Raw genomic sequence first — 22,416 nt, 5'->3', positions numbered from 1 at the left:
GGGCCCTCTGTGGTTACACACGCTGCCTCCTCCGGGCCTGACGCGAACACCCTGGGTATGTTCGGCCACGATCCGTGGTGGCTGGTGCTGGTGAAATCCATCGGGATCTTCGTGTTCCTGCTGCTCATCCCGATGCTGGCGGTGTACGCGGAGCGAAAGATCGTGGCGTTCATGCAGATGCGTGTCGGACCCAACCGGGTCGGGCCGCGCGGCTCGCTGCAGTCCATCGCCGACGGCGTGAAGATGCTCCTCAAGGAGGACATCATCCCGGCCATCGTGGACAAGCCGATCTTCATTCTCGCGCCGGTGATCTCGCTGATCCCGGCCGTGATGGCGTTCGCGGTGATCCCGTTCGGGCCGCAGGTCAGCATATTCGGGCACCAGACAATGCTGCAGCTGACCGATATGCCGGTGGGCGTGCTCTACATCCTGGCCATGGCTTCGGTCGGCGTGTACGGCATCGTGCTGGCGGGCTGGGCGTCCGGGTCCACCTATCCGCTGCTGGGCGGGCTGCGCTCTACCGCGCAGGTTATCTCCTACGAGATCGCCATGGCGCTGTGCTTCGCCGCGGTGTTCCTGCTCTCGGGCACCATGGCCACCTCGGGAATCGTCAAGGCGCAGGAGGGAACCTGGTACGTCTTCCTGCTGCTGCCGTCGTTCCTGATCTACGCGGTGTCCATGGTCGGCGAGACCAACCGCGCGCCCTTCGACCTGCCCGAGGCCGAGGGCGAGCTGGTCGGCGGTTTCCACACCGAATACTCCTCGCTCAAGTTCGCCATGTTCATGATGGCCGAGTACATCAATATGGCGACCGTGTCCGCGCTGGCCACCACGCTGTTCTTCGGCGGCTGGCACGCGCCGTTCCCGATCAGCCTGTGGGCGGGCGCGAACAGCGGCTGGTGGCCCATGCTGTGGTTCACCGCCAAGGTGTGGACGTTCCTGTTCGTGTTCATCTGGCTGCGCGGCACGCTCCCCCGCCTGCGCTACGACCAGTTCATGAACCTGGGCTGGAAGCTGCTGATCCCGGTGTCGCTGGCCTGGGTCATGTTCGTCGCGACCCTGAAGGTGTTGCAGAACAACGGCACCCACATCCAGACCGCGGGCATGGTGATCGGCGGGCTGGTGGTCGCGGCCGTGCTGCTCGCGCTGGTGATCCGGGCCGGGCACGCGGGCTACGACCGCGCCAACGCCTCCCCGGACCCGGACTCGACGCGGGCGTACTCGGACTTCCCGGTGCCGCCGATGCCCGCGACGCCGATGGCGTCCACCCCCAAGCCGGATCTGCTGGCCCCACTGGGCGGATTCGTGGTCACCGCCTCGACGATGTTCAAGAAGCCGAACACCGAGCTCTACCCCGAGGTCAAGACCCCGACCGCGCCGCGCTACCACGGCCGGCACCAGCTCAACCGACATCCGGACGGGCTGGAGAAGTGCATCGGCTGCGAGCTGTGCGCCTGGGCCTGTCCCGCCGACGCCATCTACGTGGAGGGCGCCGACAACACCGAGGACGAACGCTTCTCTCCCGGTGAGCGTTACGGCCGCGTCTACCAGATCAACTACCTGCGCTGCATCGGGTGCGGTCTGTGCATCGAGGCCTGCCCGACCCGGGCGCTCACCATGACCAACGAGTACGAGATGGCCGACGACAACCGCGCCGGGCTGATCTACGAGAAGCAGGATCTGCTCGCCCCGATGCAGCCGGGCATGGTCGCCCCGCCGCACGCCATGTACCCCGGCGCGGACGAGGGCTCCTACTACCGCGGCGAAGTCCCCGGCGCGGCAAGCGAACTCGCCGGAGCGGAAGGGACCAAGCAATCATGATCACCGACCGGATCGCCCAGCCCGCCCAGCAGATCGTCACCCACACCTCCACCGGCGAGGCCGTCCAGTTCTGGATCCTCGCCGTGGTGGCCGTGCTCGGCGCGCTCGGCATGGTCTGCGCGCGCAAGGCCGTGCACTCGGCACTGTGCCTGGCCGCCACCATGATCACGCTGTCGGCGTTCTACATCGCGCAGAGCGCGCTGTTCCTGGGCATCGTGCAGATCGTCGTCTACACCGGCGCGGTCATGATGCTGTTCCTGTTCGTGCTCATGCTCGTCGGCGTGGATTCCGCGGAGTCGCTGCGGGAGACGCTGCGCGGGCAGCGGCTCGCGGTCGTGGTGGTGGGCATCGGCTTCGGCATGCTGCTCATCGGCGGCATCGCCCGCGGCATGGCCGACCGGAGCGTCGCCGAGACCGGTCCCGGCCTGGGCGGCAACTACAGCGTCGGGGCGCTGGCCGAACTCATTTTCGTGCGCTACGTGTGGGCGTTCGAGCTCACCGGCGCACTGCTCATCACCGCGACCATCGGCGCCATGGTGCTCGCGCACCGCGAACGGTTCGGGCCGCCCACCGATCAGCGCACCCTGTCCAAGGAACGCTTCCGCGCGGGCACCCGGGTGACGCCGCTGCCCACGCCCGGCGTGTACGCCCGCCACAATGCCGTCGACGCGCCCGCGCGGCTGCCGGACGGCTCCTTCGAGGAGCTGTCGGTCAGCACCATCCTGCGGCACCGCCGCAATCGCGCCCACACCGAAGCGGTCGTGCTGACCGTCGGCGACGGCAGCGACGTTCCCGGCGACGACACTCACGAGGAAGGCCAGCGGTGAATCCGGACAACTATCTGTACCTCTCGGCCCTGCTGTTCACCATCGGCGCCGCCGGAGTCCTGGTGCGGCGCAACGCCATCGTGGTGTTCATGTGCATCGAGCTCATGCTCAACGCCGTGAACCTGGCCTTCGTCACCTTCGCGCGCACACACGGCAATCTGGACGGCCAGGTCTTCGCGTTCTTCACCATGGTGGTGGCCGCCGCCGAGGTCGTGGTCGGCCTGGCCATCATCATGAGCATCTTCCGTGCCCGCCGCTCGACCTCGGTCGACGACGCGAACCTGCTGCGGTATTGACATGGATACCGCACAGATGCTGTGGCTGATGCCCGCGCTCCCGCTCGCGGGGGCCGTATTCCTGCTGCTGATCGGCCGGATCGGCGACACGTGGGGCCATATTCCGGGCACCGCGCTGGCGCTCGCCTCGTTCGGGGTCGCGGCGTGGGCGTTCTCCGACATGCTGGACCGGCCGAATTCCGAACGGGCCGTGCACTACACGCTGTTCGAGTGGGTGCCGGTCGCCGGGCTGAAGGTCGACTTCGCGCTGCAACTCGACCAACTGTCGATGTGCTTCGCGCTGCTGATCACCGGCGTCGGATCGCTGATCCACATCTACTCGATCGGATACATGAACGGCGACGAGGGACGGCGGCGATTCTTCGCCTACCTCAACCTGTTCCTGGCCGCCATGCTGGTACTGGTCCTCGCGGGCAACTACCTGGTGCTGTACCTCGGCTGGGAAGGCGTCGGCCTGGCGTCCTACCTGCTGATCGGATTCTGGTACCACAAGCCCTCCGCCGCGACGGCGGCCAAGAAGGCGTTCGTGGTCAACCGGGTCGGCGACATGGGGCTGGCGATCGCGCTCATGGTCATGTTCGCGACCTTCGGGAGCATCGACTTCCAGACCGTCTTCGGGTCGGCGAGCCACGCGGGCACCGGAACCCTCACGGCCATCGGGCTTCTGCTGCTGCTCGGGGCCTGCGGCAAGTCCGCGCAGGTGCCGCTGCAGTCCTGGCTGGGGGACGCCATGGAGGGTCCGACGCCGGTGTCGGCGCTCATCCACGCCGCCACCATGGTCACCGCGGGCGTCTATCTGATCGCCCGCTCGAACCCGATCTTCGATCTCGCGCCGGGCGCGCAGGCGGCCGTGATGGCCGTCGGCGCGGTCACTCTGGTGTTCGGCGCGATCATCGGTTGCGCCAAGGACGACATCAAGAAGGCCCTCGCCGCCTCGACCATGAGCCAGATCGGCTACATGGTGCTGGCCGCCGGGCTCGGCCCGGTCGGGTACGCGGCCGCGATCATGCACCTGCTGACCCACGGCTTCTTCAAGGCCGGACTGTTCCTCGGCGCCGGCTCGGTCATGCACGCGATGAACGACGAGACCGATATGCGGCGCTACGGCGGACTGCGCAAGCTGCTGCCGATCACCTACGTCACCTTCGGGCTCGGATACCTTGCGATCCTGGGTGTTCCGCCGTTCGCGGGATTCTGGTCCAAGGACCGGATCATCGAGGCGGCGTTCGCGTACGGCGGGGTCGGCGGTGTCGTCACCGGCCTGGCCGCGCTGTGCGGCGCGGGCATCACGGCGTTCTACATGACCCGCGTCATGATCTTCACCTTCTTCGGCGAGCGCCGCTGGAAGGAAGGCACGCATCCGCACGAGGCGCCCGCCTCGATGACCGGGCCGATGATCCTGCTGGCCTTCGGATCCGTCTTCTCCGGCATGCTCTTCGCCTACGGGTCCTCGCTCACCAACTGGCTGGCCCCGGTGGTCGGCGAACATCACGGCGAACCGGTGATTCCAGCCTGGGCCATCACGTTCTTCGCGCTCGCGGTGGTCGCGGCCGGCGGCTGGGTGGCCTACGACCAGTACGCGAAGTCCCCGATCGCCGAGACCGCGCCCGCCGGCAACCCGCTCGTCGAGGCCGCACGCCGCGACCTGTACGGCGACGCCGCCAACGAGGCCGCGTTCATGCGTCCCGGCCGGCACCTGACCCGGTCGCTGGTGTTCGTCGACAACCGCGGCATCGACGGCCTGGTCAACTCCACGGCCGCGGTGATCGGCGGATTGTCGGCCCGGATCCGGCGCGTGCAAACCGGTTTCGTGCGCTCCTACGCCCTGTCCATGTTCACCGGCGCGGCCCTCGTGGTCGCCGCCCTGCTGGCGGTGAGGTTCCTGTGAATGAGCTTGCGAACGCACCGATGAACTCCGTGAGCGAATTTCCCTGGCTCACCCTGCTGTGGGCGGTGCCGCTCGGCGGGGCGGCGCTCGCGCTGCTGTTCCCGGCGGGACAGCGGACCGCGGTGCGGGCCTTCGCGTTGATCGTCTCGCTGGGCACGCTCGGGATCGGTATCTGGCTGGCCACCCGGTTCGAAACCGGTGGGGCGCAATACCAGTTCGTGGAGGACCGGCAGTGGATCCCGGCCTTCGGGGCGGGCTACACGGTCGGCCTCGACGGGATCGCCCTGGTTCTGGTCCTGCTCACCGCGGGACTGGTACCGCTGCTGCTGATCGCGGGCTGGCAGGACGATCGGGAGGTCGGCACCGGGCCGCGGGTCGCGCACTACTACGTGGCGCTCACCCTGGTCGTGGAATCCATGGTGCTGGTCTCGTTCACCGCCTTGGACATTCTGCTGTTCTACGTGTTCTTCGAGGTCATGCTGATCCCGATGTACTTCCTCATCGGCGGCTTCGGCCCCCGCACCGGGGACATGGCGTTGCGTCAGCAGCGGGCGCGGGCCGCGGTGAAGTTCCTGCTGTACAACCTGTTCGGCGGACTCATCATGCTGGCCGCGGTGATCGGGCTCTACGTGATCACCGCGCGGGAGAAGCTGGGCAGCCACGGCGGCGGCACCTTCGACTTCCGGACCGTCATGGAGGCCGCCAACTCCGGGCAGCTCGGGGCGACGCCCGCGGTGCTCAACGCGCTGTTCCTCGGATTCATGTTCGCGTTCGCGGTGAAAGCGCCACTGTGGCCGCTGCACACCTGGCTGCCGGACGCCGCGGTGGCGGCCACCCCGGCCAGCGCGGTGCTCATGATGGCGGTGGTCGACAAGGTCGGGACCTTCGGCATGCTGCGCTACGGCCTGCTGCTGTTCCCCTCGGCCACATCGACATACGCGCCGCTGATCAGCGTGCTCGCGGTGATCGGAATCCTGTACGGGGCGCTGCTGGCCATCGGGCAGACCGATGTGATGCGGCTGATCGCCTACACCTCGATCTCGCACTTCGGGTTCATCATCCTGGGCATTTTCGCGCTCACCACCCAGGGCGGCACCGGGGCGACGCTGTACATGATCAATCACGGCATCTCCACCGCCGCGCTGTTCCTCATCGCCGGATTCCTGGTGTCGCGGCGCGGATCTCGGTTCATCGCCGACTTCGGCGGCGTCCAGAAGGTCGCGCCGATCCTGGCGGGCACCTTCCTCATCTCCGGCCTGGCCACGCTGTCGCTGCCCGGGCTCGCCCCGTTCATCAGCGAATTCCTGGTGCTGATCGGCACATTCACCCGCTACCCGGTGGCGGCCGTGATCGCGGCCTCCGCGCTGGTGCTGGCCGCGGTGTACGTGCTGTGGATGTACCAGCGGATGATGACCGGCCCGGTGAAGGAGGGCAACGAGCGGCTCTACGACCTGCTGCCCCGCGAAATGGTGGTCGTGGTCCCGCTGATCATCGCGCTGCTGTTCCTGGGCGCGTACCCCAAGCCGGTGCTGGACCGGATCGATCCGGCCGTCGCCCGCACCCTCACCACCATCGGACAGCACAATCCGGCCCCGGCGGTGCAGCCGGAAGCCGCCCAGACGAACACCGGAGGTGCCCACAAATGAGTGGAGGTCTGCTGCTCGCCGCCGCGACGGTCCCGGCACCGAGCATCGAATACCGGTACCTGTCACCGATGTTGATCGTGTTCGGTGTCGCGGTCGCCGGGGTGCTGGTGGAGGCGTTCGCGCCGCGCGCGTCGCGCTATGTGATCCACCTGGTGCTCGGGCTCGGCGGTATGGCGGTCGCGCTGGGCGCGGTCATCGGACTGCGCGATGTCCGGGCGACCGCCGTGGTGGGAGCCGTTGCCATCGACGGGGTTTCCCTGTTCCTGCAGGGCACCATCCTGGTGGTCGGCATTCTCGGACTGCTCTTCATCGCCGAGCGTCGGGCCGACCGGATGCCGGTGCGCCGCGAAGGACCCGGCACCTGGAGTCTCACGGCTTCCCGTGGCGGGGTCGACGCCTTCACCCCGCAGGCCGCCTCCACACCCGGCAGCCTCGACGAGATCGCCGCCACCACAGCGGGAATCGCGACCACCGAGGTCTTCCCACTCACCATGTTCGCGCTCGCCGGGCTGATGCTCTTCCCCGCCTCGAACGACCTGCTCACCATGTTCGTGGCACTGGAAGTGCTGTCGCTGCCGCTGTACCTGCTGTGCGGACTGGCGCGGCGTCGCCGCCTCCTCTCCCAGGAGGCCGCGTTGAAATACTTCCTGCTGGGCGCGTTTTCGTCGGCCTTCTTCCTCTACGGAATGGCACTGCTCTACGGCTACGCGGGAACGATCCGGCTGGCGGGCATCGCCGAGGCGGTGGCCCGCGACGACAGCAAGTCGCACACCCTGGCCGTCATCGGCGTCGCCATGCTGGCCGTCGGACTGCTCTTCAAGATCGGCGCGGTCCCGTTCCAGTCCTGGGTCCCCGACGTCTACCAGGGCGCGCCGACTCCGGTCACCGCATTCATGGCCGCCGCCACCAAGATCGCCGCGGTGGGTGCCCTGCTGCGCGTGCTGTACGTCGCGGTCCCCAACCTCCGCAACGACTGGCGTCCGGTCTTCGCCGCGGTCGCCATCGCCACCATGGTCGTCGGCGCGATCCTCGCCGTCACCCAAACCGACATGAAGCGCATGCTCGCGTATTCCTCTGTCGCCCACGCCGGTTTCATCCTGACGGCCCTGGTCTCCGCCACCACCGCCGGCGTCTCCTCCATCCTCTTCTACCTCGCCGTCTACGGCCTCGGCACCGTCGGCGCCTTCGCCGTGGTCAGCCTGGTCCGCGACGACAACGGCGACGAGGCAACCGATCTCCCAGCCTGGGCGGGCATGGGCCGCCGCTCCCCCTGGCTGGCCACCACCTACTCCCTGTTCCTCCTCTCCTTCGCGGGCATCCCGCTGACGAGTGGCTTCATCGCCAAGTTCGGCGTCTTCGCCGCCGCCACCGGCGGCGAGGCCGCGACCCTCGTCATCGTCGGTGTCATCTCCAGCGCCATCGCCGCCTTCTTCTACATCCGAGTCATCGTCCTCATGTTCTTCACCGACGCCCCGGCAACCCCGCCCACCGTCGTCCACCCCACCCTCACGAGCACCATCATCGCCCTCACCGCCGCAGCCACCCTGGTCCTCGGCATCTTCCCCCAACCCCTCCTCGACCTCGCCAAGAACGCCGCCACCCTCATCCACTGAACCCACCGGATCCAAAGAATCGGGCTCGCCGCGAAATTCGCGGCGAGCCCGATTGGTGTTGACTTGGAGTGTGCTCCAGGTTCTAGGTTCGGGGTATGAGCAGAATTCTGATTACGGGCGCCAATAAGGGAATCGGGTTCGAGGCTGCGCGGCGGCTCGTGGTGGACGGGCACACGGTGTATCTCGGGAGTCGGGATGCCGAGCGGGGGCTGGCGGCGGCGGAAGCGGTGGGGGCGCGGGCTGTTCGGATTGATATCACCGATGATGAGTCCGTGCGCGCTGCGGTCGCGGCGATCGAAGCCGAGGGTGGGCTGGATGTGCTGATCAACAATGCGGGGATTCAGGCGGAGATGAGTGCGGACGGGGGTGTGCTGGGGGCCGGGGAGATGACTGCCGAGATCATGCGGGAGACGTTCGAGACCAACGTTTTCGGGACTGTGCGGGTGCTGGAGGCCTTCTTGCCGTTGCTGGAGAAGGCGGAGGCACCGGTTGTGGTGAACGTGAGTAGTGGGCTGGCATCGTTGAACAGGCTCGCTACGGACGGGGACATCGCCGGTCGGTATCCGGGGGTGGCATATCCGGCGTCGAAGACCGCGGTGAATGTGCTGACGATTCAGTACGCCAAGGCTTTTCCGGGTGTTCGGATCAATTCGGTGGAACCGGGTTACACCGGTACCGATCTGAACCACAACCTCGGGCATCAGACGGTGCAGGAGGCGGCGGAGATCATCGTGCGGATGGCGCAGATCGGGGCGGACGGGCCGACGGGCGGGTTCTTCGACGCGAAGGGGCCGCTGGCCTGGTGATCGGGTGGGTCAGGTGGTGATTCCGACGAGGTGGCCGATGGCGTAGGTGGTGATCATCGCCAGCGCGCCGCCGGCGAGGACGCGGATGGTCGCGCGGGCGACGGGAGCTTGCCCGAGACGCGCGCCCAACGCGCCGGTTAGGGCCAAGGCGGCCAGGACCGCGCCCATGGTGAGGGGAACCCGGATCGCCGGGGGCGTCAGGATTGCCAGGAGTGGGAGCAGTGCGCCGAGGGTGAAGGACAGGGCCGAGGAGAGGGCCGCGTGGAGGGGGTTGGTGAGATCGTCGGGGTCGATCCCGAGTTCGGCCTCGGCGTGGGCGGTGAATGCGTCCGCGGCGGTGAGTTCTTCGGCCACGGCCTGGGCGGTGGCTGGGGAAAGGCCCTTGGCGCGGTAGATGGCGGCCAGTTCGGCGAGCTCGGCTTCGGGTTGTTCTGCCAATTCACGGCGTTCGGTTTCCAGCAGGGCGCGTTCGCTGTCGCGTTGGGTGCTGACGGAGACGTACTCGCCGAGCGCCATCGACACCGCGCCCGCGGTGAGTCCGGCCACGCCCGCGGTCAGGATCGCGGTGCTGTTGCTCGTCGCGGCCGCGACACCGACGACAATCCCAGCCACGGAGACGATCCCGTCGTTCGCGCCCAAAACACCCGCACGCAGCCAATTCAGGCGAGTCGCCAATCCTGTCGCATGGGGTTCGGCGGGATGCGCGAGCGCCACCGAACCGGTCATTTCGTCCCTCACCAGGGGAACGGTAGTAGTTCACAACGTTTGCCGCCAGCAAAGAAAGCCTCACCGAAATTAGGTAATGCATTGCATATCAAGAGGTTTCGATGCGGTACACACCCCGGGTAATCCGCGACACGGCGATCGCGACACGTTTGCGACAAGCAGATTCTCGGTGGATTCGGGTCATGCGCGGCGCGGGTTGGCCGTAGCGTTGTCTTCGGCGCCAAGCGGATCGGGTAAGAGAGCGGCAGGATGCGGCCACAACCATCAGCGATCGGATACCTCCGGCACGATGTGTCGGGGGCGCAGCAGCAGTGGGACGAGGCTCAGATCCAGCATCTGGCTCGCCGGCTCGGCTATGACCTGTGCAAGACGGTGGTCTTCGGTCCCGAGACCGACCGGCCGCTGGTCCGGGTCCGCACCCTGGTCTCCCGGATGGAGGCCGACGCGGTGATCATCCCCAGCCTGGCCCACTTCGGCGGTCGCATCCCCGATGACATCGTGCAGGTGGCCGACATCATCACGGTGAGTCCCGAAAACACCTACGCGCGCTGGGCGATTCCACCGGTGGAATGACCCGGCCACGCTACGCCGAACAATGCGTGGTGGCCCCGTTCACCTCACCCGGCAACCACGATTCCCCGGTCGCCATCCCGCCATTGTCCTGGCAGTGCACGGTGAAGTCGTCCCCGCGCCGCACGATATCGAACGCACCGGATATCAAGCCCATCGCGGGAGCGCCGCCACCCGCGGATACGCAGTTCCCGGTCCCGATACCGTGACCATCCGTGGTGATCTCCACCTGATCGCACACGTACCGCTGACCGTCTACATCCTGAGCGCTCGAAGAGCTCACCACTGTTCCCGCGAATACCGCGAGACACATCGCCGCGATGCCCACACCTCGGGCTATTGGAGTTCTCATCACCCACACCTCCCGAATCGCACGGATAAGTGTGCCCCCAGCCTATTCCTGAATAGGCCGCACGGGGTCAGATGCCCGCCGCGCGCACCAGGCTGTCCGCCAGCCGCGGCGACACCGTCGACAGCAGCCGCAAGGCCGCCGCATACGTGGGATACAGCTCGACCGGACGGTCGCGCACCGCGGTGAGCACCCAGCCCGCGGCCTGCTCGGGCGTCAGCGCGGCCTGGGTGTCGTAGTCACTGGTCGGGCTGATCATCGGCGTACGCACGAGCGGGAATCCGATTGTGGTGACCGCGATTCCGGTGTCATGGCACTCCGCGCCGAGGCTGCGCCCGAACGCGGCCAGAGCGGCCTTCGAGGCGTGATAGGCACTGAACTTGGGCATGACGCCGGCGGTGGTGCCCCAGGTGCCGATATTGATGATGTGGCCGCTGTTCGCCGCCCGCAGCGCGGGCAACAGGGCCAGGGTCAGGCGAACAGGCCCGAAGTAGTTCACGGCCATGGTGCGCTCGTAGTCGTGGGCCCGGTCGGTGGCGTCGAAGGCGTTGCGACGGATGGACCGTCCCGCATTGTTGACCACGATGTCGGGGGTGCCGAAATGCTCGAGCACGGTGGCCGCCAGCTCGCCGACCTGTTCGGGATCGGTGAGATCGCAGGGCATCGGGTGGGCGACGCCGCCGTCGGCGGTGATGGCCCCGCAGGTCTGCTCGAGCCGTTCCCGGTCCCGGGCCACCGCGAGGATCCGCGCTCCGCGGTCGGCGAGCAGGTGGGCGGTCGCTTCGCCGATGCCCGAGGACGCGCCGGTCAGAATCACGGTGCGGCTGTGCAGATCCGGTGCGCCGGTCGCGCCGACGATCGATCGGATCGAGGGCGTCGGTTGCAGCAGCGCGGTGGCCAGATAGTTCTTCATATCGGTACCCGTCGTCGGTGGCGAGGTCGGCGGATGCGGGTAGCTGGATCTTGACCCACACGAATTGACTAATCGGTAAATTACGACGGGGGCAGTTCGCTGTCAATCGTCGACGGCCATGCGTCGGCGCCCAGGCTCGACACATGGCCGTCGACGAACCCGCTAGTCGGCCTCGATGACTTCGCGGACCCGCCCGGCGAACGTATCGGGCTGTTCCATGAACCCGGCGTGGCCACCCGGGAAGAGGGTCGGTTCGATGCCCAGCTCACCGCCCAGGGCACGCGAGGTCCGGTCGCAGAACAGGCCCGCGGACTCGTCGCCGATGCCGATGACGATCGTCGTCGGGGTGGCGCACAGCGCGTCCAGGGAAGGCTGCCAGCCGGAGGTGGTGTGCAGTTCGTGGCGGTAGAAGAAGTCGTCGGAGGCGATCGCCCGGGGGTCCCGCTCGCCGCCGAACATCTGCTCCAGCATCTCCTCCGGCATGAACAGACCCGACATCTCACCGAACTTGCGGACCGCGCCGATCACGTCACCGGTGTTGTAGACGTCCACGATCTCGTCGGTCCGCGCCCGCAGATCGTCCCGGTCGTCGAGCAGTTCGCGCAGCGGCGGCTCGTGCGCGATGAGTGTGGACACCAACTCGGGCCGGTCGATGGCGAGCGCCAGGCCGGTGATCGCGCCGCCGCTGGAGCCGAGCACCACGGCCGGGCCCTGACCGATGTGGGTGATCACGCGGGCCAGATCGTCGGCGCGCAGTTCCGGCGTCGAGTCCTTGTCGGCGTCGGTCACGGTGCTGCGCCCGTGGCCGCGCGGGTCGGGGCACAGGACGGTGTGGTCGGAGGCGAGCAGTTCGGCCAGCGTGCCGAAGGGGCCGGAATCCATCGGGGCGCCGACCAGTGCGATCAGCGGGCCGCTGCCGCGGACTTCGTAGTAGATGGTGCCGTCGGGCACCGCGACGGTTCCGGACGTGACAGGTGCGGTCGAGGTCATGGGTAGCTCCAGGTGTCTCGGAAGAGGGACACCTGAATTGACGGTACGACCGCGTCGAATTCATCGCCGCGAGAACGGAAGAGCCTCAGCCGACCTGACGGCGGGATTCCGGCAGCGCGCAGGCGACACCCTCGGCGGCGCCGAGCGGGCGCACCCCGAGCGCTTGGTTCAGCCGCGCTCGCTGGTTCTCCCACGCGATGGCGGCGGTCAGTTCGGTCAACTGGGACTTGTTCATCCGGCTCAGCAACTGGGTGCGCAGATCGTCGAGGTCCAGTGCGGTCGGCGTGACCGTCATGGCCTCGGCGAAGGCGATCACCAGCTTCTCGGTATCGCTGTAGGCATCGCTGTCCTGATACGTCGGCAGGTCGGTGACCTGCGCTGCCGTGACCCCGCCGAAGTGGGCCAGCGTGGAGCCGATGTCGAGACAGAACTGGCAGTTGACCAATGCCGCGGTCTTGAGCTCGGCCAGCTCCTTGAGGGTCGGGTCGAGTTTGTTGGAGAACAGCAGCATCGTCTCGTGGAGCAGGGTGCTGATCAGCAGCTGCGGCCGCCGGATGAGCCAGCCGAACAGATCGGTCTGATTCTTGCGAGCCCGACCGAAGGCCTTGACGTAATGCATGATTCGGGCAATTGCGCGCATGATGCCTCCCCATGGCGTTTCGCGGGATCTTCCCTGCGTATCAGCCTAGGCCGAACCTGCGACGGCTTGTAGTAGCAATGCGTGTCCGATTTCAGTGATCTGCATCTACCGCCTCGGCCCCCACCCACCCTGTTCCTGGGGATGCGGTCCCCGGGAACGGCGGATTGCCGTTCCCGGCAGGTGATTTCGTCGGACTGTCCTGTTAGCTTGCGCGCCATGACTGAAGAGGTGTGGCACGGGGTCGGCTTGACGCGGCGGGTGATCGAGTCGGTGCGGAGTGAGCCCGGGCGGGCGATGTTCGAGCCTGTCGCGTGGGTCGGTCACACACCGTGGGTGGCGGGTGAGCCACGGCCCATGGACAGGGAAGCGTTGGCCGGGGCGGTGTTTCCGTCGGGGCGGCCGCTCTCGCCGAGCCTTCGGGAGTGGCTCGCGTTCGATACCACCTTGTTCGAGCGTTGCGGATGGTTCGCGGAGGACGGCGGATTCGCGCCGCGGCCATTGGACGAGCTGGTCGGCGATGAGCTGGGGCAGCCCTGGGGTGAGACCTTCGAGGGGCTGGCCGAGCGGTTCCCGGAGTGCTTCCTGCTGCCGGGCGGGTCGGACTCACGACGGGTGCTGGCGGTGGGGGCGGCCGATTCGCTGGGTGAGTACCCCGTGGTCGCTGTGGATGTCGACGACATGCCGTACGCGGGGCTGATGTACCCGGGCTTCGATGTATATGTGGCGGAGGTGGCAGGATTCGTCCAGTGCGAGTTCGAGACCTATACGGATCTGGGCTCGGATGTGGTGTACGGGCGGCGGATGCGGGAGCATGCCGTCCGTAGTTTTTCAGGGCGGCTGTGTGCGGAGTATCCCTTCTGATGTTTTCCGCCGCGGGCGCCGAGTCGTGTGAGAAGGTGTCGTTTCACTCATGATGTCGGTGGGCCACCACCGGTTACCGTGTGGAAGGAATCCGGATGGAGGAGGGCTTGGTGGAGGCGACGTTCGACGTAGCGGGGCTGGTGGGGCATCACTACCGCCTGGACGACTACTACGAGGTGGGCAGGGAGAAGATCCGGGAGTACGCGCGAGCGGTCCAGGACTTCCACCCCGCGCACTGGAGTGAGGACGCCGCCCAGGGGCTCGGATACGCCGGGCTGATCGCACCGACCACGTTCATCTCCACCGCGGCGATGCTGGCCAATCGCAAGCTGCTGCAGACCGTGCTCGAAGGCTACGACGTGATCGTGCAGACCGATCAGGTCTTCGAGATGTACAAGCCAGTGGAGACCGGCGAGCGGCTGGTCAGTGATGTCGAGTTGTCCTCGGTGCGCCGGATCGGCGGCAAGGATCTGCTCACCATCACGAACACGTTCAGCGACATGGCCGGTGACATCATGCAGGTCATGCACACCACCGTCGTGGGGCTGACCGGCGACGACGTCAACGCCGATATCAGCGCCACGATCGACCGGGTCATGATGACCGGGCTCGAATCGACGCCCGCCGCTGCCGCCGACGCGGGTCGGGTGCCCGAGCCGGGCGACGCCACACGGTTCTCTCCGGTGTCGCGGCTGCGGACCCCGCTCACATCGGTGCGATTCGAGGATCTGGCCGTCGGTGACGAGCTTCCCCCTCGGACCGTGACCCTGACCCGCGGCGACCTGGTCAACTACGCCGGGGTCTCCGGTGACGTCAATCCGATCCACTGGCATGCCGAGATCGCCACGCTCGCGGGCCTTCCCGACGTGATCGCGCACGGCATGCTCACCATGGGCTTGGGCGCGGGCTTCGTGACCGGCTGGCTCGGCGACCCGGGCGCCATGCTCCGCTACGGAGTCCGGCTGTCGAACTACACGGTGATCGAAGCCGCCACGGCGGGCGTCGTCGAATTCACCGGGCGCGTCAAGTCGCTCGATCCCGAGACCCGGACGGCCGTGGTCGTCATCGTCGCGAAGGCGGCGGGGCGCAAGATCTTCGGTCTCGCCACCGCGGACGTCCGACTCGCCTAGCCACGACTTCCAGGTGGTGTCATCCCCGGCCACGACACCACCTGGCTGCCACCGGCCATCGCGGCGAATCTGATTGCCATGACAACACTTTCGCTCGCCACCGCCGCACGCCCTCTGACCGGTCAGTTGCCGCGGGGAACGAATTCGGCGTCGAGCAGGGTCTTGTAGTCCGGCAGCGGCGTCGAACGGTCGACCTTCCCTTGGTCTTTGGCCCAGGCGCCGAGCTCGGCGAGGGTATCGGCGAGCTCCGGGCGCAACTGCAGGGTGTAGTCGAACTCGGGCAGGATCTTCTCGAGCAACGCCCGGCTCAGCTGGGTGGCGGTGGCGACCGCGGACACCGCGTCGCCGGAGCGCGCGGCGAGCTGGGTCCCGGCCTCCCCCAGCGCGGCGAAGAACGCCGTCAGCGCAGCCGATTTCGACGCGATGGCGGTATCGGTCGCCAGGTACAGGCTGTGCTGGTTGTAGGTGCCGCCGGTGAGCTCGACGGCGTCGCCGCCCAGCGATTCGGCCACCTGGGCCTGGTAGGGCTGGAAGATCGAGACGGCGTCGACATTGTGCTGGGTCGCCGCGGTCAGCGTCGCGGACGGCGCGACCTGCACGAGATTCGCCGAAATACCGTTGTGCGAGAGCACATTCGACGCGAAGTAGGCGGCGCTGGTGCCCAACGGCGTGCCGATCGAATGCCCGGCCAGGTTCGCGACCGAGGTGATTCCGGCGCTGCGCCGGGCGATGATTCGCGAACCCTGCCACCGCGATCCGTCCCCGACCACCCGCAGCGCGGGCGACCGGGTCAGGGTGGCCGAGGTGGGCACGTCGGCGGCGGTGGCGATATCGACCTGGTGGGCGGCGAGCGCCTGCAACGCCTCCACCCCGGTCGAGAAATTGACGACCTTCACTTTCACATCGTGCTTGGTGAACAATCCGGTCTGCTGGGCGACGGGAATCTGCGCCCACGACGGGTCGACCACGAATCCGACGGTGAGGGTCTTCGGGTCGGAATCATCGGAGGATCCGCACGCGGTCAGCGGCAGTGCCAGGGCGAGTACGGCCAGGGCGGCGGTCAGGGGGCGGAGGAGTTTCTTCACGGCTGTTCTCTTCTTCTCTTCACATCGCGTGCTGGATACCGAGTTCGTGGTGGAGCAGCCGGCGCAGTTCGCTGTAGCCGGGCTGGTCGGCCAGGGCGTCGGCGGGCCGGGGCCGGGACAGCGGGTTGGGGATCTGATTGGTGATCCGTCCGCCCGCGAGCACGCTGATGGTGTCGGACAACCGGATCGCCTCGTCGACGTCGTGGGTGACGAAGACGACCGTGCGTTGCAGGCGGGTCCACAGATCGATGAGCAGGTCCTGCATATTCAGCCGGGTCAGCGCGTCCAGCGCCGCGAACGGCTCGTCCATGAGCATGATCTCGGGTTCACCGGCGAGCATGCGTGCGATCCCGGCGCGTTGACGCATGCCGCCCGACAACTGGGCGGGCCGTTTGCGCCGCACCTCGGCGGGGAGCCCGACCAGGTCGAGCAGCTCGTCGATCCGATTGCCGCGCAAGCGAACCGGCACCCGATGGGCGCGCAGCGCGAAGTCGATATTGCCCGCCACGCTCAGCCACGGGAACAACACGTCCCGCTGGAACGCGACGCCGCGCCGCGGATCGGGGGCGAGCACCGGCACGCCATTGTCGGTGACGGCGCCCGAAGTGGGCGTGATGAGCCCGGCCAGGCAGTGCAGCAGGGTCGATTTGCCGCTGCCCGACGCGCCCACCAGCACCGTGAACGACCCGTCCGGAACGATCAGATCGATGCCTTGCAGGGTGGGCTGCGGGGTGTTCGGGAAACGGACCGTCAGGTCGCGGGTGGCGATCGCCATGACTAGCTCACCTCCCGCGCCCAGCGCTGGACCGGGGCGCTGATCGCCGCGATCACGGCGTCACCGATCGCACCCAGGACCCCGAGCACCAGCAGGCAGAAGATCAGCCGGTCGGCCTGGGAGAACAGCTGCGCCTGATAGATCCGATACCCGAGACCCGCCGTGGTGCCGGTCATCTCGGCGACCACTATGAGCACGAACGCCATGGCCGCACCGACCCGCACACCGGCCACCACATCGGGCAGCCCTTCGGCGATGACGACGCGGGTCAGCGTCTGCCAGCGCCCCGCGCCGAGGCAGCGTGCGGCTTGCAGGTAGTCGGCCGGGGTCCCGGAGAATCCGGAATGGCTGTTGATCCAGACCGGAACGAACACACCCAGGGCGATCACCAGAATCTTGCTGTTCTCGCCGATCCCGAACCAGAGAATCGCCAAGGGCACCAAGCCGATCGTCGGCACCGGCGACAGCAAGCGCAGCACCGGCTGCAACAAGGCCCGCCCGGCCCCGGTGCTCGCGGTGAGGACGGCCGCGAACACGCCGGCGGCCACACCGATGAGCAGACCGAACACCGCGCGGCGAAGGCTCGCCGTGAGATCGGGGATCAGCAGACCCTCGGCCCACAGCGTGTGCCCGGCGGTCAGGATCTGGGGGACGGTCGGAAACAGCTGGCGGGGAAAGGGTTCGGCCGCGGCGACCAGGGACCAGGCCAGCACGGCCAATCCGATCCCGGCCGCCGTGCCGCCGATCGTTCGCCATCGCGGTGACCAGCGCGGATACGGCCGCCGCGTCCGGCGCGGCTCGTCCGCCACCACGGCGGACGGTTGCGACGTGGTGCGGCCCGAGGTGGTTTGCACGCTCGATGTCATGGGATTCACCTGAATTCGGCGGAGCTAGGTGGTGGGACGGACCGTCGTCCGCAGATCGACGGCGGCCAGATCGGGATGCGGCTCGAGCGGCACCCATTCGGCGGGGACGGCCTGCGAGCGGTACACCAGCGGGGTGTCGCTGAGCCGGTCCACGCCCGGCACGCGCGGCTCGTGCACCTCGGGTTCGCCGGCGACACCGCGACCCTCGTAGGGCGACACGTACTCCCACACCACATCGCCCCGCGGGGTGACCTGGAACAGGCGGCCGGTCATACCCTCGGTGATGAGGGTGTTGCCGTTCGGCAGTCGCTGGGCATTGCTGACGAACGAACTGAAGAACGTCCACGACGGCAGCCCGGAATCCTCCGCGGTGTACTGCCACACGATCTGCCGGGTCGTCGGATCGATCTCGAGCACCCGGGACCCGGCGTAAATGCCCAGGGCCGCGGGCGGATACCCCGCGCCGCCCTGATTGTCGAAGACGAGGATATGGCCCGCGCCCGGCAGGCCGTCGGCGATGAGATGCGGATTGTGTTGTCCGGAGATCTGATCGAGCGGCCGAGGCACCTTGTGCGCATTGATCCGCTGGTGCTGCGCCCCGGCCTCGGCGTCGAAGTACGGGCCCAGCTTCCAGACGATCGAACCCGACGCCTTGTCGATCAGTGCCACCACATTGGCCTTGCGGCTGCTGATCAGGATGTTGTCGGGCTGGAACACACTGTCGGGGTCGGCGCGATGCCAGCGGTTGGGTCCCAGCGTCTTCGCACTGTTGATCTCCAGATAACCCCAGGCATCGTCGGGGTCGCGAGCGACGGTCTCGCGCAAGGCATCCCACCCGGCCTCGGAGAATCCGAGTTCGTCGAGATGGTCACCGACCCGCCACTCCCACACGATCGACCCGTCCGGAGCGACCTCGTACAGCCCCTGGTCGCCCACTACGGCCGAACCCAGCCGCGGAACCACTCGGGGAATGGTGACCAGCAGCAGGCGGTTGCCATTGGCCAGCAGTTCCCAGTCGTGGTTCTGCCGGGCCGCGCCGCCCGGAGCCTGCGTGCCCCACTCCCACACCCGGTCGCCGTCCCAGGTCAGTTGTCCCACAGTGCCATTGGCGTAGATCCCGCCGCGCGGATCGCCGCTGAGCGAGAGCTGCACCCCGACGTCCCCGAGCCGCCCGGTCAGTGCCGGATCCAGGATGCGCGGCGGCACACCGGCATAGGACCATTCGTGGCGCACCGCGCCGTGCATGTCGATGAGCCGGGTGACGGAGTCCGCGCCGGTGAACACGATGTAGCTGTCATGGGCTGATTCCGGTTCGTAATAGGTGACACCGGTGAGTCGTACGAAGGCCATGCATTCACTCCATCAGTCGGCTGTTAAGCGGTCGGGTCGCGGATGTAACGAATCTAATCGATTTGCGCGGGACGGAACCGGTGCGGAGACTGTAAGAATCAGAACGATTTCAAGCCTGGGCAACCGGCCCGCGAGCGACGAGAGTTGGTACCAACGTGACTGCCAAACGCGCCACCCTCGCCGATGTGGCCCGGCGAGCCGGCACCTCCACCGCCGTCGTCAGTTACGTCCTCAATGACGGTCCGCGCCCGGTCTCGGACGCCTTGCGCGCCAAGGTGACCGCCGCCCTCGACGAACTCAACTACCGCCCCGATCGCGCCGCGCGCGCCCTGCGGCGCCCGCGACGCTGGCGGCACCTCGGCCTGCTCGTCCCCGACGTCCGCCTCCCCCTCTTCGGCACCCTGGTCGGCCACATCGAGATCGAGGCCCGCCACCGCGACCATCTGACACTGATCGGCAATACCGCCTACGACCCCGAACGCGAGATCGAATTCGCCGCCGCCTTCGTCGACTCCGGCATCGAGGGGCTGATCGTGGTCGGCGGCGCCAACGGTCCCGCGACGGCCGAATTGTGCAGGCAGGCCCGCATTCCCATCGTCTGGGTGCACAACAACCGCGACCACGTCGACGCGGGCATGGTCGGCGCGGACCATGTGCAGGCGGGACGGCTGGCCGCGAACCATCTGGGCCAGGACCATCAGCGTCGATCCATCGTCTTCGTCGGCGGATTCACCCCCGACGAGGTCGCGCACGGCGACCGCGAAACCGTCGCCCAGCGCTACGAGGGTTATGCCTCCGTCGTCGGAGCCGCTGCCGCGCAACGGATTCCCACCGACCTCACCCCCGCGGGCGCGTACGACGCCGTGCGGCGCTACCTCGCCGACCATCCAGCGCCGGACGGGCTCGTGGTCGGAACCTACGCCCAGGCCGCCGCGACCCTGCGGGCGGTCGCCGATGCCGGACTGCGCATCCCCGAGGACGTCGCCGTCGTCGGCTACGACGCCGACACCGCGAACACATACGCCCCGCTGATCCTCACCACCGTCCAACAGCCGATCGACGACATCGCCCGCACGGCCCTGTCCCGCGTCCTCGACGCAGCCGGAAACACGAACTCCCCCAGCGCTCCCCCGTCACCCTTCGATATCCATCTCAGCCTCGGTGAAACCTGTGGCTGCACCCGCGGCGGCCGGCATCGACACCCGTCGGGTGACTCGGTCCGGCGGACTCACTCCACGCCGTGACGCGCCCGCGGTATCGGTCGCCAGGTACAGGCCGGCATATCGAGAGCTGAAGGAAAGCGGCGGCGGATCAACCGGCGCCTACCCCGTCCCCGAGCGGGGAAGAGCGCCGGTTGGCATGACGGCGAATTCGACTACTTGGGCTGCCCGCCGTTAGCCGAACCGGTGGACAGTCCGCCGAGCAGGCCGAGGATCGCGGCAGCCAGCGGCGAACTGCACGTCTGAGGCATGCTCGAGGTGCATCCGCCGGATCCGGTATCCGCTACCGTGGTGGGCGAATTCGCCGCGGAGGCCGTGGCTGCGGAGACCAGTTGGCCGGGAATGAGCAAACCCGCGGCGACGACGACTCCGGCAATAGAACGCTTCATCAAGTCCTTCTCTTCTGTGTACCCCGGCGGATGCCTCCTCCGGTTCGGACGCTACAGACCGGAATCGGCCGCGTTGCAGCCCTCGATTCCAGGGGCTGACGCTGCGCGGCAGGCAAGATACGGCCCCGGACCGCGCCGAGCCCGAGGCGAGCGCCCGCGTCCGGTTTCCCGAGTCTGTCCCGTAAAACGTTGAGGATCAACAACATCGGCTACTTTGGTGAAGGACCAGAAGCTGAGGGGGCGCAGCACCAGCCCCCTGCAGGCAGGGTTAACGGTCAGATTGGAGTTCACATGAAGAGCCACACCGACGGCCCCATCGTCATCGACGCCTCAGGTAAAGACATTCAGGGTGAGATCGCCAGCATCCGCGCGCGAGGACCGGTCACCGAGGTCGAGCTCCCCGGCGGAGTACCCGCGTGGTCAGTGACCGATACGGAACTGCTCAAGAAGGTTCTCCTCAGCTCATTGGTTTCCAAGGACGCCAAGCAGCACTGGCCGGCGTTCCGGGACGGCACGATCGGGACGGACTTCCCGCTGTTCAACTGGGTGAACACCCCGAGCATGTTCACCGCCTATGGGCCAGACCACCGTCGCCTCCGCGCCCCTCTGGTGCCGGTGTTCACCGACAGGCGGACCGCGGCGCTGGAGCCTCGGATCCAGGCGATCGCCGATGATCTGGTGAAAGGGCTGGATGCCAGGACGGGAGGTGACCCTGTCGACCTCCGCGAGCATTTCGCCTACCCGCTGCCGCTGCGTGTGATCAACGAGCTGATCGGAGTTCCCGCAAACCTGATCGAGCCGCTGCGGAAGTGCGTCGACGGAATCTTCGACGTTGCCGCGAGTCAAGAGGAGGCCCTGGCCAACTACCAGGCAATGCTCGCGCTCCTGGAGACTCTCGTCGAGTATCGTCGCGACAATCCCGCCGAGGACATGACCAGTGCCCTCATCGCCCACGCGGACGATCCCGCAACGGTTTTCAGCGATGCGGAGCTCATCGGAACCCTCTATCTCGCGATCAACGCCGGGCACGAGACGACAGTGGACCTGCTCGACCAAGCCATCTTCCTGTTGCTCACCCACCCGGACCACCTGGCTGCCGCGCTCGACGGCAGCCTGCCCTGGGCGGATGTGATCGAGGAAACGCTGCGGTTCGAACCGTCGATCGCTCACGCCCCACTGCGCTACGCGGTGGACGATTTCGTTCTCGGCGACGTCGCGATCACCGCAGGCGATCCGATACTCTCGTGCCCCGCCGGCGCCAACCGGGACCCGAAGGTCTACGGCGACAGCGCGGATACGTTCGACCCCACTCGGACGAGCAAGGCCCACATGGCGTTCGGACATGGCCCCCATCGCTGTCCGGGCGCACCGCTGGCACGGCTAGAGGCCCTCGTCGGTCTTACCACGCTGTTCCAGGCGTTCCCCAACATGAAACTCGCTGTCTCGCCCGACGAGCTCGGCACAGTGCCCGGTTTCATCGCCAACGGGCACGACCGTCTGCCGGTTATCCTGCGATAGCCGCGGCATTCGAGAAGGAACTCGATACCGTATCGGCCGCATCGCTGTGGCAAGCGACTGATCGCTGAACCGCCGCGGGGCCTTCACCGAAGGCCCCGCGGCGACCGAGAAACGGATCGACCAATCCACGGATGACA

22 protein-coding genes are annotated in these 22,416 nt (G+C 67.5%); 12 read left to right on the top strand and 10 right to left on the bottom strand.

Annotated elements, in window-relative coordinates; all coding sequences use genetic code 11:
* The first annotated feature begins 57 nt into the window (after positions 1–57).
* From nuoH to ACFRAQ_RS15120, 7 genes are all read left to right on the top strand, one after another.
* Complete coding sequence (gene nuoH, locus ACFRAQ_RS15150; RefSeq protein WP_379099464.1) at positions 58–1,821, top strand: NADH-quinone oxidoreductase subunit NuoH; 1,764 nt, start codon at positions 58–60, stop codon at positions 1,819–1,821.
* The gene (locus ACFRAQ_RS15145) at positions 1,818–2,648 is read left to right on the top strand and encodes an NADH-quinone oxidoreductase subunit J (RefSeq protein WP_379099461.1); all 831 of its coding nucleotides are present in this window, start codon (positions 1,818–1,820) and stop codon (positions 2,646–2,648) included. The genes nuoH and ACFRAQ_RS15145 overlap by 4 nt, the downstream gene beginning before the upstream one ends.
* Entirely contained in the window at positions 2,645–2,944 is a 300-nt protein-coding gene (gene nuoK, locus ACFRAQ_RS15140) for an NADH-quinone oxidoreductase subunit NuoK (protein WP_357010729.1), read from the top strand. Before ACFRAQ_RS15145 ends, nuoK begins: the two co-directional genes overlap by 4 nt.
* A 16-nt stretch (positions 2,945–2,960) precedes the next feature.
* Positions 2,961–4,832, top strand: coding sequence for an NADH-quinone oxidoreductase subunit L (gene nuoL, locus ACFRAQ_RS15135; RefSeq protein ID WP_379100274.1), 1,872 nt, complete (start codon positions 2,961–2,963; stop codon positions 4,830–4,832).
* 20 nt (positions 4,833–4,852) lie between these two features.
* Positions 4,853–6,478, top strand: a complete 1,626-nt coding sequence (locus ACFRAQ_RS15130) for an NADH-quinone oxidoreductase subunit M (RefSeq protein WP_379099458.1) — start codon at positions 4,853–4,855, stop codon at positions 6,476–6,478.
* Entirely contained in the window at positions 6,475–8,091 is a 1,617-nt protein-coding gene (gene nuoN, locus ACFRAQ_RS15125; RefSeq protein WP_379099456.1) for an NADH-quinone oxidoreductase subunit NuoN, read from the top strand. Before ACFRAQ_RS15130 ends, nuoN begins: the two co-directional genes overlap by 4 nt.
* A gap of 95 nt (positions 8,092–8,186) precedes the next feature.
* The gene (locus ACFRAQ_RS15120; RefSeq protein WP_379099453.1) at positions 8,187–8,897 is read left to right on the top strand and encodes an SDR family NAD(P)-dependent oxidoreductase; all 711 of its coding nucleotides are present in this window, start codon (positions 8,187–8,189) and stop codon (positions 8,895–8,897) included.
* A 9-nt stretch (positions 8,898–8,906) separates the two neighbouring features.
* Here the strand turns inward: ACFRAQ_RS15120 and ACFRAQ_RS15115 are convergent, their stop codons facing one another.
* Entirely contained in the window at positions 8,907–9,623 is a 717-nt protein-coding gene (locus ACFRAQ_RS15115) for a VIT family protein (RefSeq protein WP_379100272.1), read from the bottom strand.
* A gap of 249 nt (positions 9,624–9,872) precedes the next feature.
* Here ACFRAQ_RS15115 and ACFRAQ_RS15110 point away from each other — a divergent pair, with 249 nt between their 5' ends.
* Positions 9,873–10,196 carry a hypothetical protein gene (locus ACFRAQ_RS15110; RefSeq protein WP_379099451.1) on the top strand — a complete coding sequence of 108 codons (324 nt, stop codon included), beginning with the start codon at positions 9,873–9,875 and terminating at the stop codon, positions 10,194–10,196.
* 10 nt (positions 10,197–10,206) lie between these two features.
* Here the strand turns inward: ACFRAQ_RS15110 and ACFRAQ_RS15105 are convergent, their stop codons facing one another.
* The 4 genes from ACFRAQ_RS15105 to ACFRAQ_RS15090 form a co-directional block, all read right to left on the bottom strand.
* Positions 10,207–10,476, bottom strand: a complete 270-nt coding sequence (locus tag ACFRAQ_RS15105; RefSeq protein WP_379099448.1) for a hypothetical protein — start codon at positions 10,474–10,476, stop codon at positions 10,207–10,209.
* Positions 10,477–10,612: 136 nt separating this feature from the next.
* Positions 10,613–11,455 (bottom strand): SDR family NAD(P)-dependent oxidoreductase, encoded by an 843-nt coding sequence (locus ACFRAQ_RS15100; RefSeq protein WP_379099445.1) that lies wholly within the window; start codon positions 11,453–11,455, stop codon positions 10,613–10,615.
* Positions 11,456–11,617: 162 nt separating this feature from the next.
* Positions 11,618–12,445, bottom strand: a complete 828-nt coding sequence (locus ACFRAQ_RS15095) for an alpha/beta fold hydrolase (protein WP_379099441.1) — start codon at positions 12,443–12,445, stop codon at positions 11,618–11,620.
* An 85-nt stretch (positions 12,446–12,530) separates the two neighbouring features.
* The gene (locus ACFRAQ_RS15090) at positions 12,531–13,085 is read right to left on the bottom strand and encodes a carboxymuconolactone decarboxylase family protein (protein WP_379099438.1); all 555 of its coding nucleotides are present in this window, start codon (positions 13,083–13,085) and stop codon (positions 12,531–12,533) included.
* A 216-nt stretch (positions 13,086–13,301) separates the two neighbouring features.
* On the opposite strand from ACFRAQ_RS15090, the gene ACFRAQ_RS15085 reads away from it, so the two are divergent.
* On the top strand, positions 13,302–13,946 hold the full coding sequence (locus tag ACFRAQ_RS15085; RefSeq protein ID WP_379099436.1) for a hypothetical protein: 645 nt from the start codon (positions 13,302–13,304) through the stop codon (positions 13,944–13,946).
* A 95-nt stretch (positions 13,947–14,041) separates the two neighbouring features.
* On the top strand, positions 14,042–15,076 hold the full coding sequence (locus ACFRAQ_RS15080; RefSeq protein ID WP_379099433.1) for a fused (3R)-hydroxyacyl-ACP dehydratase subunits HadA/HadB: 1,035 nt from the start codon (positions 14,042–14,044) through the stop codon (positions 15,074–15,076).
* Positions 15,077–15,198: 122 nt separating this feature from the next.
* Here ACFRAQ_RS15080 and ACFRAQ_RS15075 read toward each other — a convergent pair whose 3' ends face one another.
* Genes ACFRAQ_RS15075 through ACFRAQ_RS15060 form a run of 4 tightly spaced genes read right to left on the bottom strand, consistent with a single transcriptional unit; the run spans position 15,199 to position 19,152 of the window.
* Complete coding sequence (locus ACFRAQ_RS15075; protein WP_379099430.1) at positions 15,199–16,161, bottom strand: ABC transporter substrate-binding protein; 963 nt, start codon at positions 16,159–16,161, stop codon at positions 15,199–15,201.
* Positions 16,162–16,180: 19 nt separating this feature from the next.
* Complete coding sequence (locus tag ACFRAQ_RS15070; RefSeq protein ID WP_379099427.1) at positions 16,181–16,936, bottom strand: ABC transporter ATP-binding protein; 756 nt, start codon at positions 16,934–16,936, stop codon at positions 16,181–16,183.
* 2 nt (positions 16,937–16,938) lie between these two features.
* Complete coding sequence (locus ACFRAQ_RS15065; RefSeq protein WP_379099424.1) at positions 16,939–17,802, bottom strand: ABC transporter permease; 864 nt, start codon at positions 17,800–17,802, stop codon at positions 16,939–16,941.
* Positions 17,803–17,826: 24 nt separating this feature from the next.
* A complete protein-coding gene (locus ACFRAQ_RS15060; protein ID WP_379099421.1) occupies positions 17,827–19,152 on the bottom strand; it encodes an aryl-sulfate sulfotransferase in 1,326 nt (441 codons plus the stop codon).
* A gap of 155 nt (positions 19,153–19,307) precedes the next feature.
* Here ACFRAQ_RS15060 and ACFRAQ_RS15055 point away from each other — a divergent pair, with 155 nt between their 5' ends.
* A complete protein-coding gene (locus ACFRAQ_RS15055) occupies positions 19,308–20,396 on the top strand; it encodes a LacI family DNA-binding transcriptional regulator (RefSeq protein WP_379099418.1) in 1,089 nt (362 codons plus the stop codon).
* Between the two features lie 131 nt (positions 20,397–20,527).
* On the opposite strand, the gene ACFRAQ_RS15050 is transcribed toward ACFRAQ_RS15055, so the two are convergent.
* Positions 20,528–20,761, bottom strand: coding sequence for a hypothetical protein (locus ACFRAQ_RS15050; RefSeq protein WP_379099415.1), 234 nt, complete (start codon positions 20,759–20,761; stop codon positions 20,528–20,530).
* Positions 20,762–21,052: 291 nt separating this feature from the next.
* On the opposite strand from ACFRAQ_RS15050, the gene ACFRAQ_RS15045 reads away from it, so the two are divergent.
* Positions 21,053–22,279, top strand: a complete 1,227-nt coding sequence (locus ACFRAQ_RS15045) for a cytochrome P450 (protein ID WP_379099412.1) — start codon at positions 21,053–21,055, stop codon at positions 22,277–22,279.
* The last annotated feature ends 137 nt before the right edge of the window (positions 22,280–22,416 follow it).

Origin of the sequence: Nocardia sp. NPDC056611, assembly GCF_042792755.1 — a bacterium.
In the GTDB taxonomy this organism is placed as follows: Bacteria; Actinomycetota; Actinomycetes; order Mycobacteriales; family Mycobacteriaceae; genus Nocardia.
This window is presented reverse-complemented; position numbering and strand designations above follow the sequence as displayed.

Excerpts from the sequence above, each read along its gene's own strand:
- nuoN (WP_379099456.1), top strand. The coding sequence starts at position 6,475 with ATGAGTGGAGGTCTGCTGCTCGCCGCCGCGACGGTCCCGGCACCGAGC.
- ACFRAQ_RS15090 (WP_379099438.1), bottom strand. The coding sequence starts at position 13,085 with ATGCGCGCAATTGCCCGAATCATGCATTACGTCAAGGCCTTCGGTCGG.
- ACFRAQ_RS15110 (WP_379099451.1), top strand. The coding sequence starts at position 9,873 with ATGCGGCCACAACCATCAGCGATCGGATACCTCCGGCACGATGTGTCG.
- ACFRAQ_RS15095 (WP_379099441.1), bottom strand. The coding sequence starts at position 12,445 with ATGACCTCGACCGCACCTGTCACGTCCGGAACCGTCGCGGTGCCCGAC.
- ACFRAQ_RS15100 (WP_379099445.1), bottom strand. The coding sequence starts at position 11,455 with ATGAAGAACTATCTGGCCACCGCGCTGCTGCAACCGACGCCCTCGATC.
- ACFRAQ_RS15060 (WP_379099421.1), bottom strand. The coding sequence starts at position 19,152 with ATGGCCTTCGTACGACTCACCGGTGTCACCTATTACGAACCGGAATCA.
- ACFRAQ_RS15050 (WP_379099415.1), bottom strand. The coding sequence starts at position 20,761 with ATGAAGCGTTCTATTGCCGGAGTCGTCGTCGCCGCGGGTTTGCTCATT.
- ACFRAQ_RS15070 (WP_379099427.1), bottom strand. The coding sequence starts at position 16,936 with ATGGCGATCGCCACCCGCGACCTGACGGTCCGTTTCCCGAACACCCCG.
- nuoH (WP_379099464.1), top strand. The coding sequence starts at position 58 with ATGTTCGGCCACGATCCGTGGTGGCTGGTGCTGGTGAAATCCATCGGG.
- ACFRAQ_RS15120 (WP_379099453.1), top strand. The coding sequence starts at position 8,187 with ATGAGCAGAATTCTGATTACGGGCGCCAATAAGGGAATCGGGTTCGAG.
- ACFRAQ_RS15065 (WP_379099424.1), bottom strand. The coding sequence starts at position 17,802 with ATGACATCGAGCGTGCAAACCACCTCGGGCCGCACCACGTCGCAACCG.
- nuoL (WP_379100274.1), top strand. The coding sequence starts at position 2,961 with ATGCTGTGGCTGATGCCCGCGCTCCCGCTCGCGGGGGCCGTATTCCTG.
- ACFRAQ_RS15145 (WP_379099461.1), top strand. The coding sequence starts at position 1,818 with ATGATCACCGACCGGATCGCCCAGCCCGCCCAGCAGATCGTCACCCAC.
- ACFRAQ_RS15115 (WP_379100272.1), bottom strand. The coding sequence starts at position 9,623 with ATGACCGGTTCGGTGGCGCTCGCGCATCCCGCCGAACCCCATGCGACA.
- ACFRAQ_RS15045 (WP_379099412.1), top strand. The coding sequence starts at position 21,053 with ATGAAGAGCCACACCGACGGCCCCATCGTCATCGACGCCTCAGGTAAA.
- ACFRAQ_RS15085 (WP_379099436.1), top strand. The coding sequence starts at position 13,302 with ATGACTGAAGAGGTGTGGCACGGGGTCGGCTTGACGCGGCGGGTGATC.
- ACFRAQ_RS15130 (WP_379099458.1), top strand. The coding sequence starts at position 4,853 with ATGAACTCCGTGAGCGAATTTCCCTGGCTCACCCTGCTGTGGGCGGTG.
- ACFRAQ_RS15080 (WP_379099433.1), top strand. The coding sequence starts at position 14,042 with ATGGAGGAGGGCTTGGTGGAGGCGACGTTCGACGTAGCGGGGCTGGTG.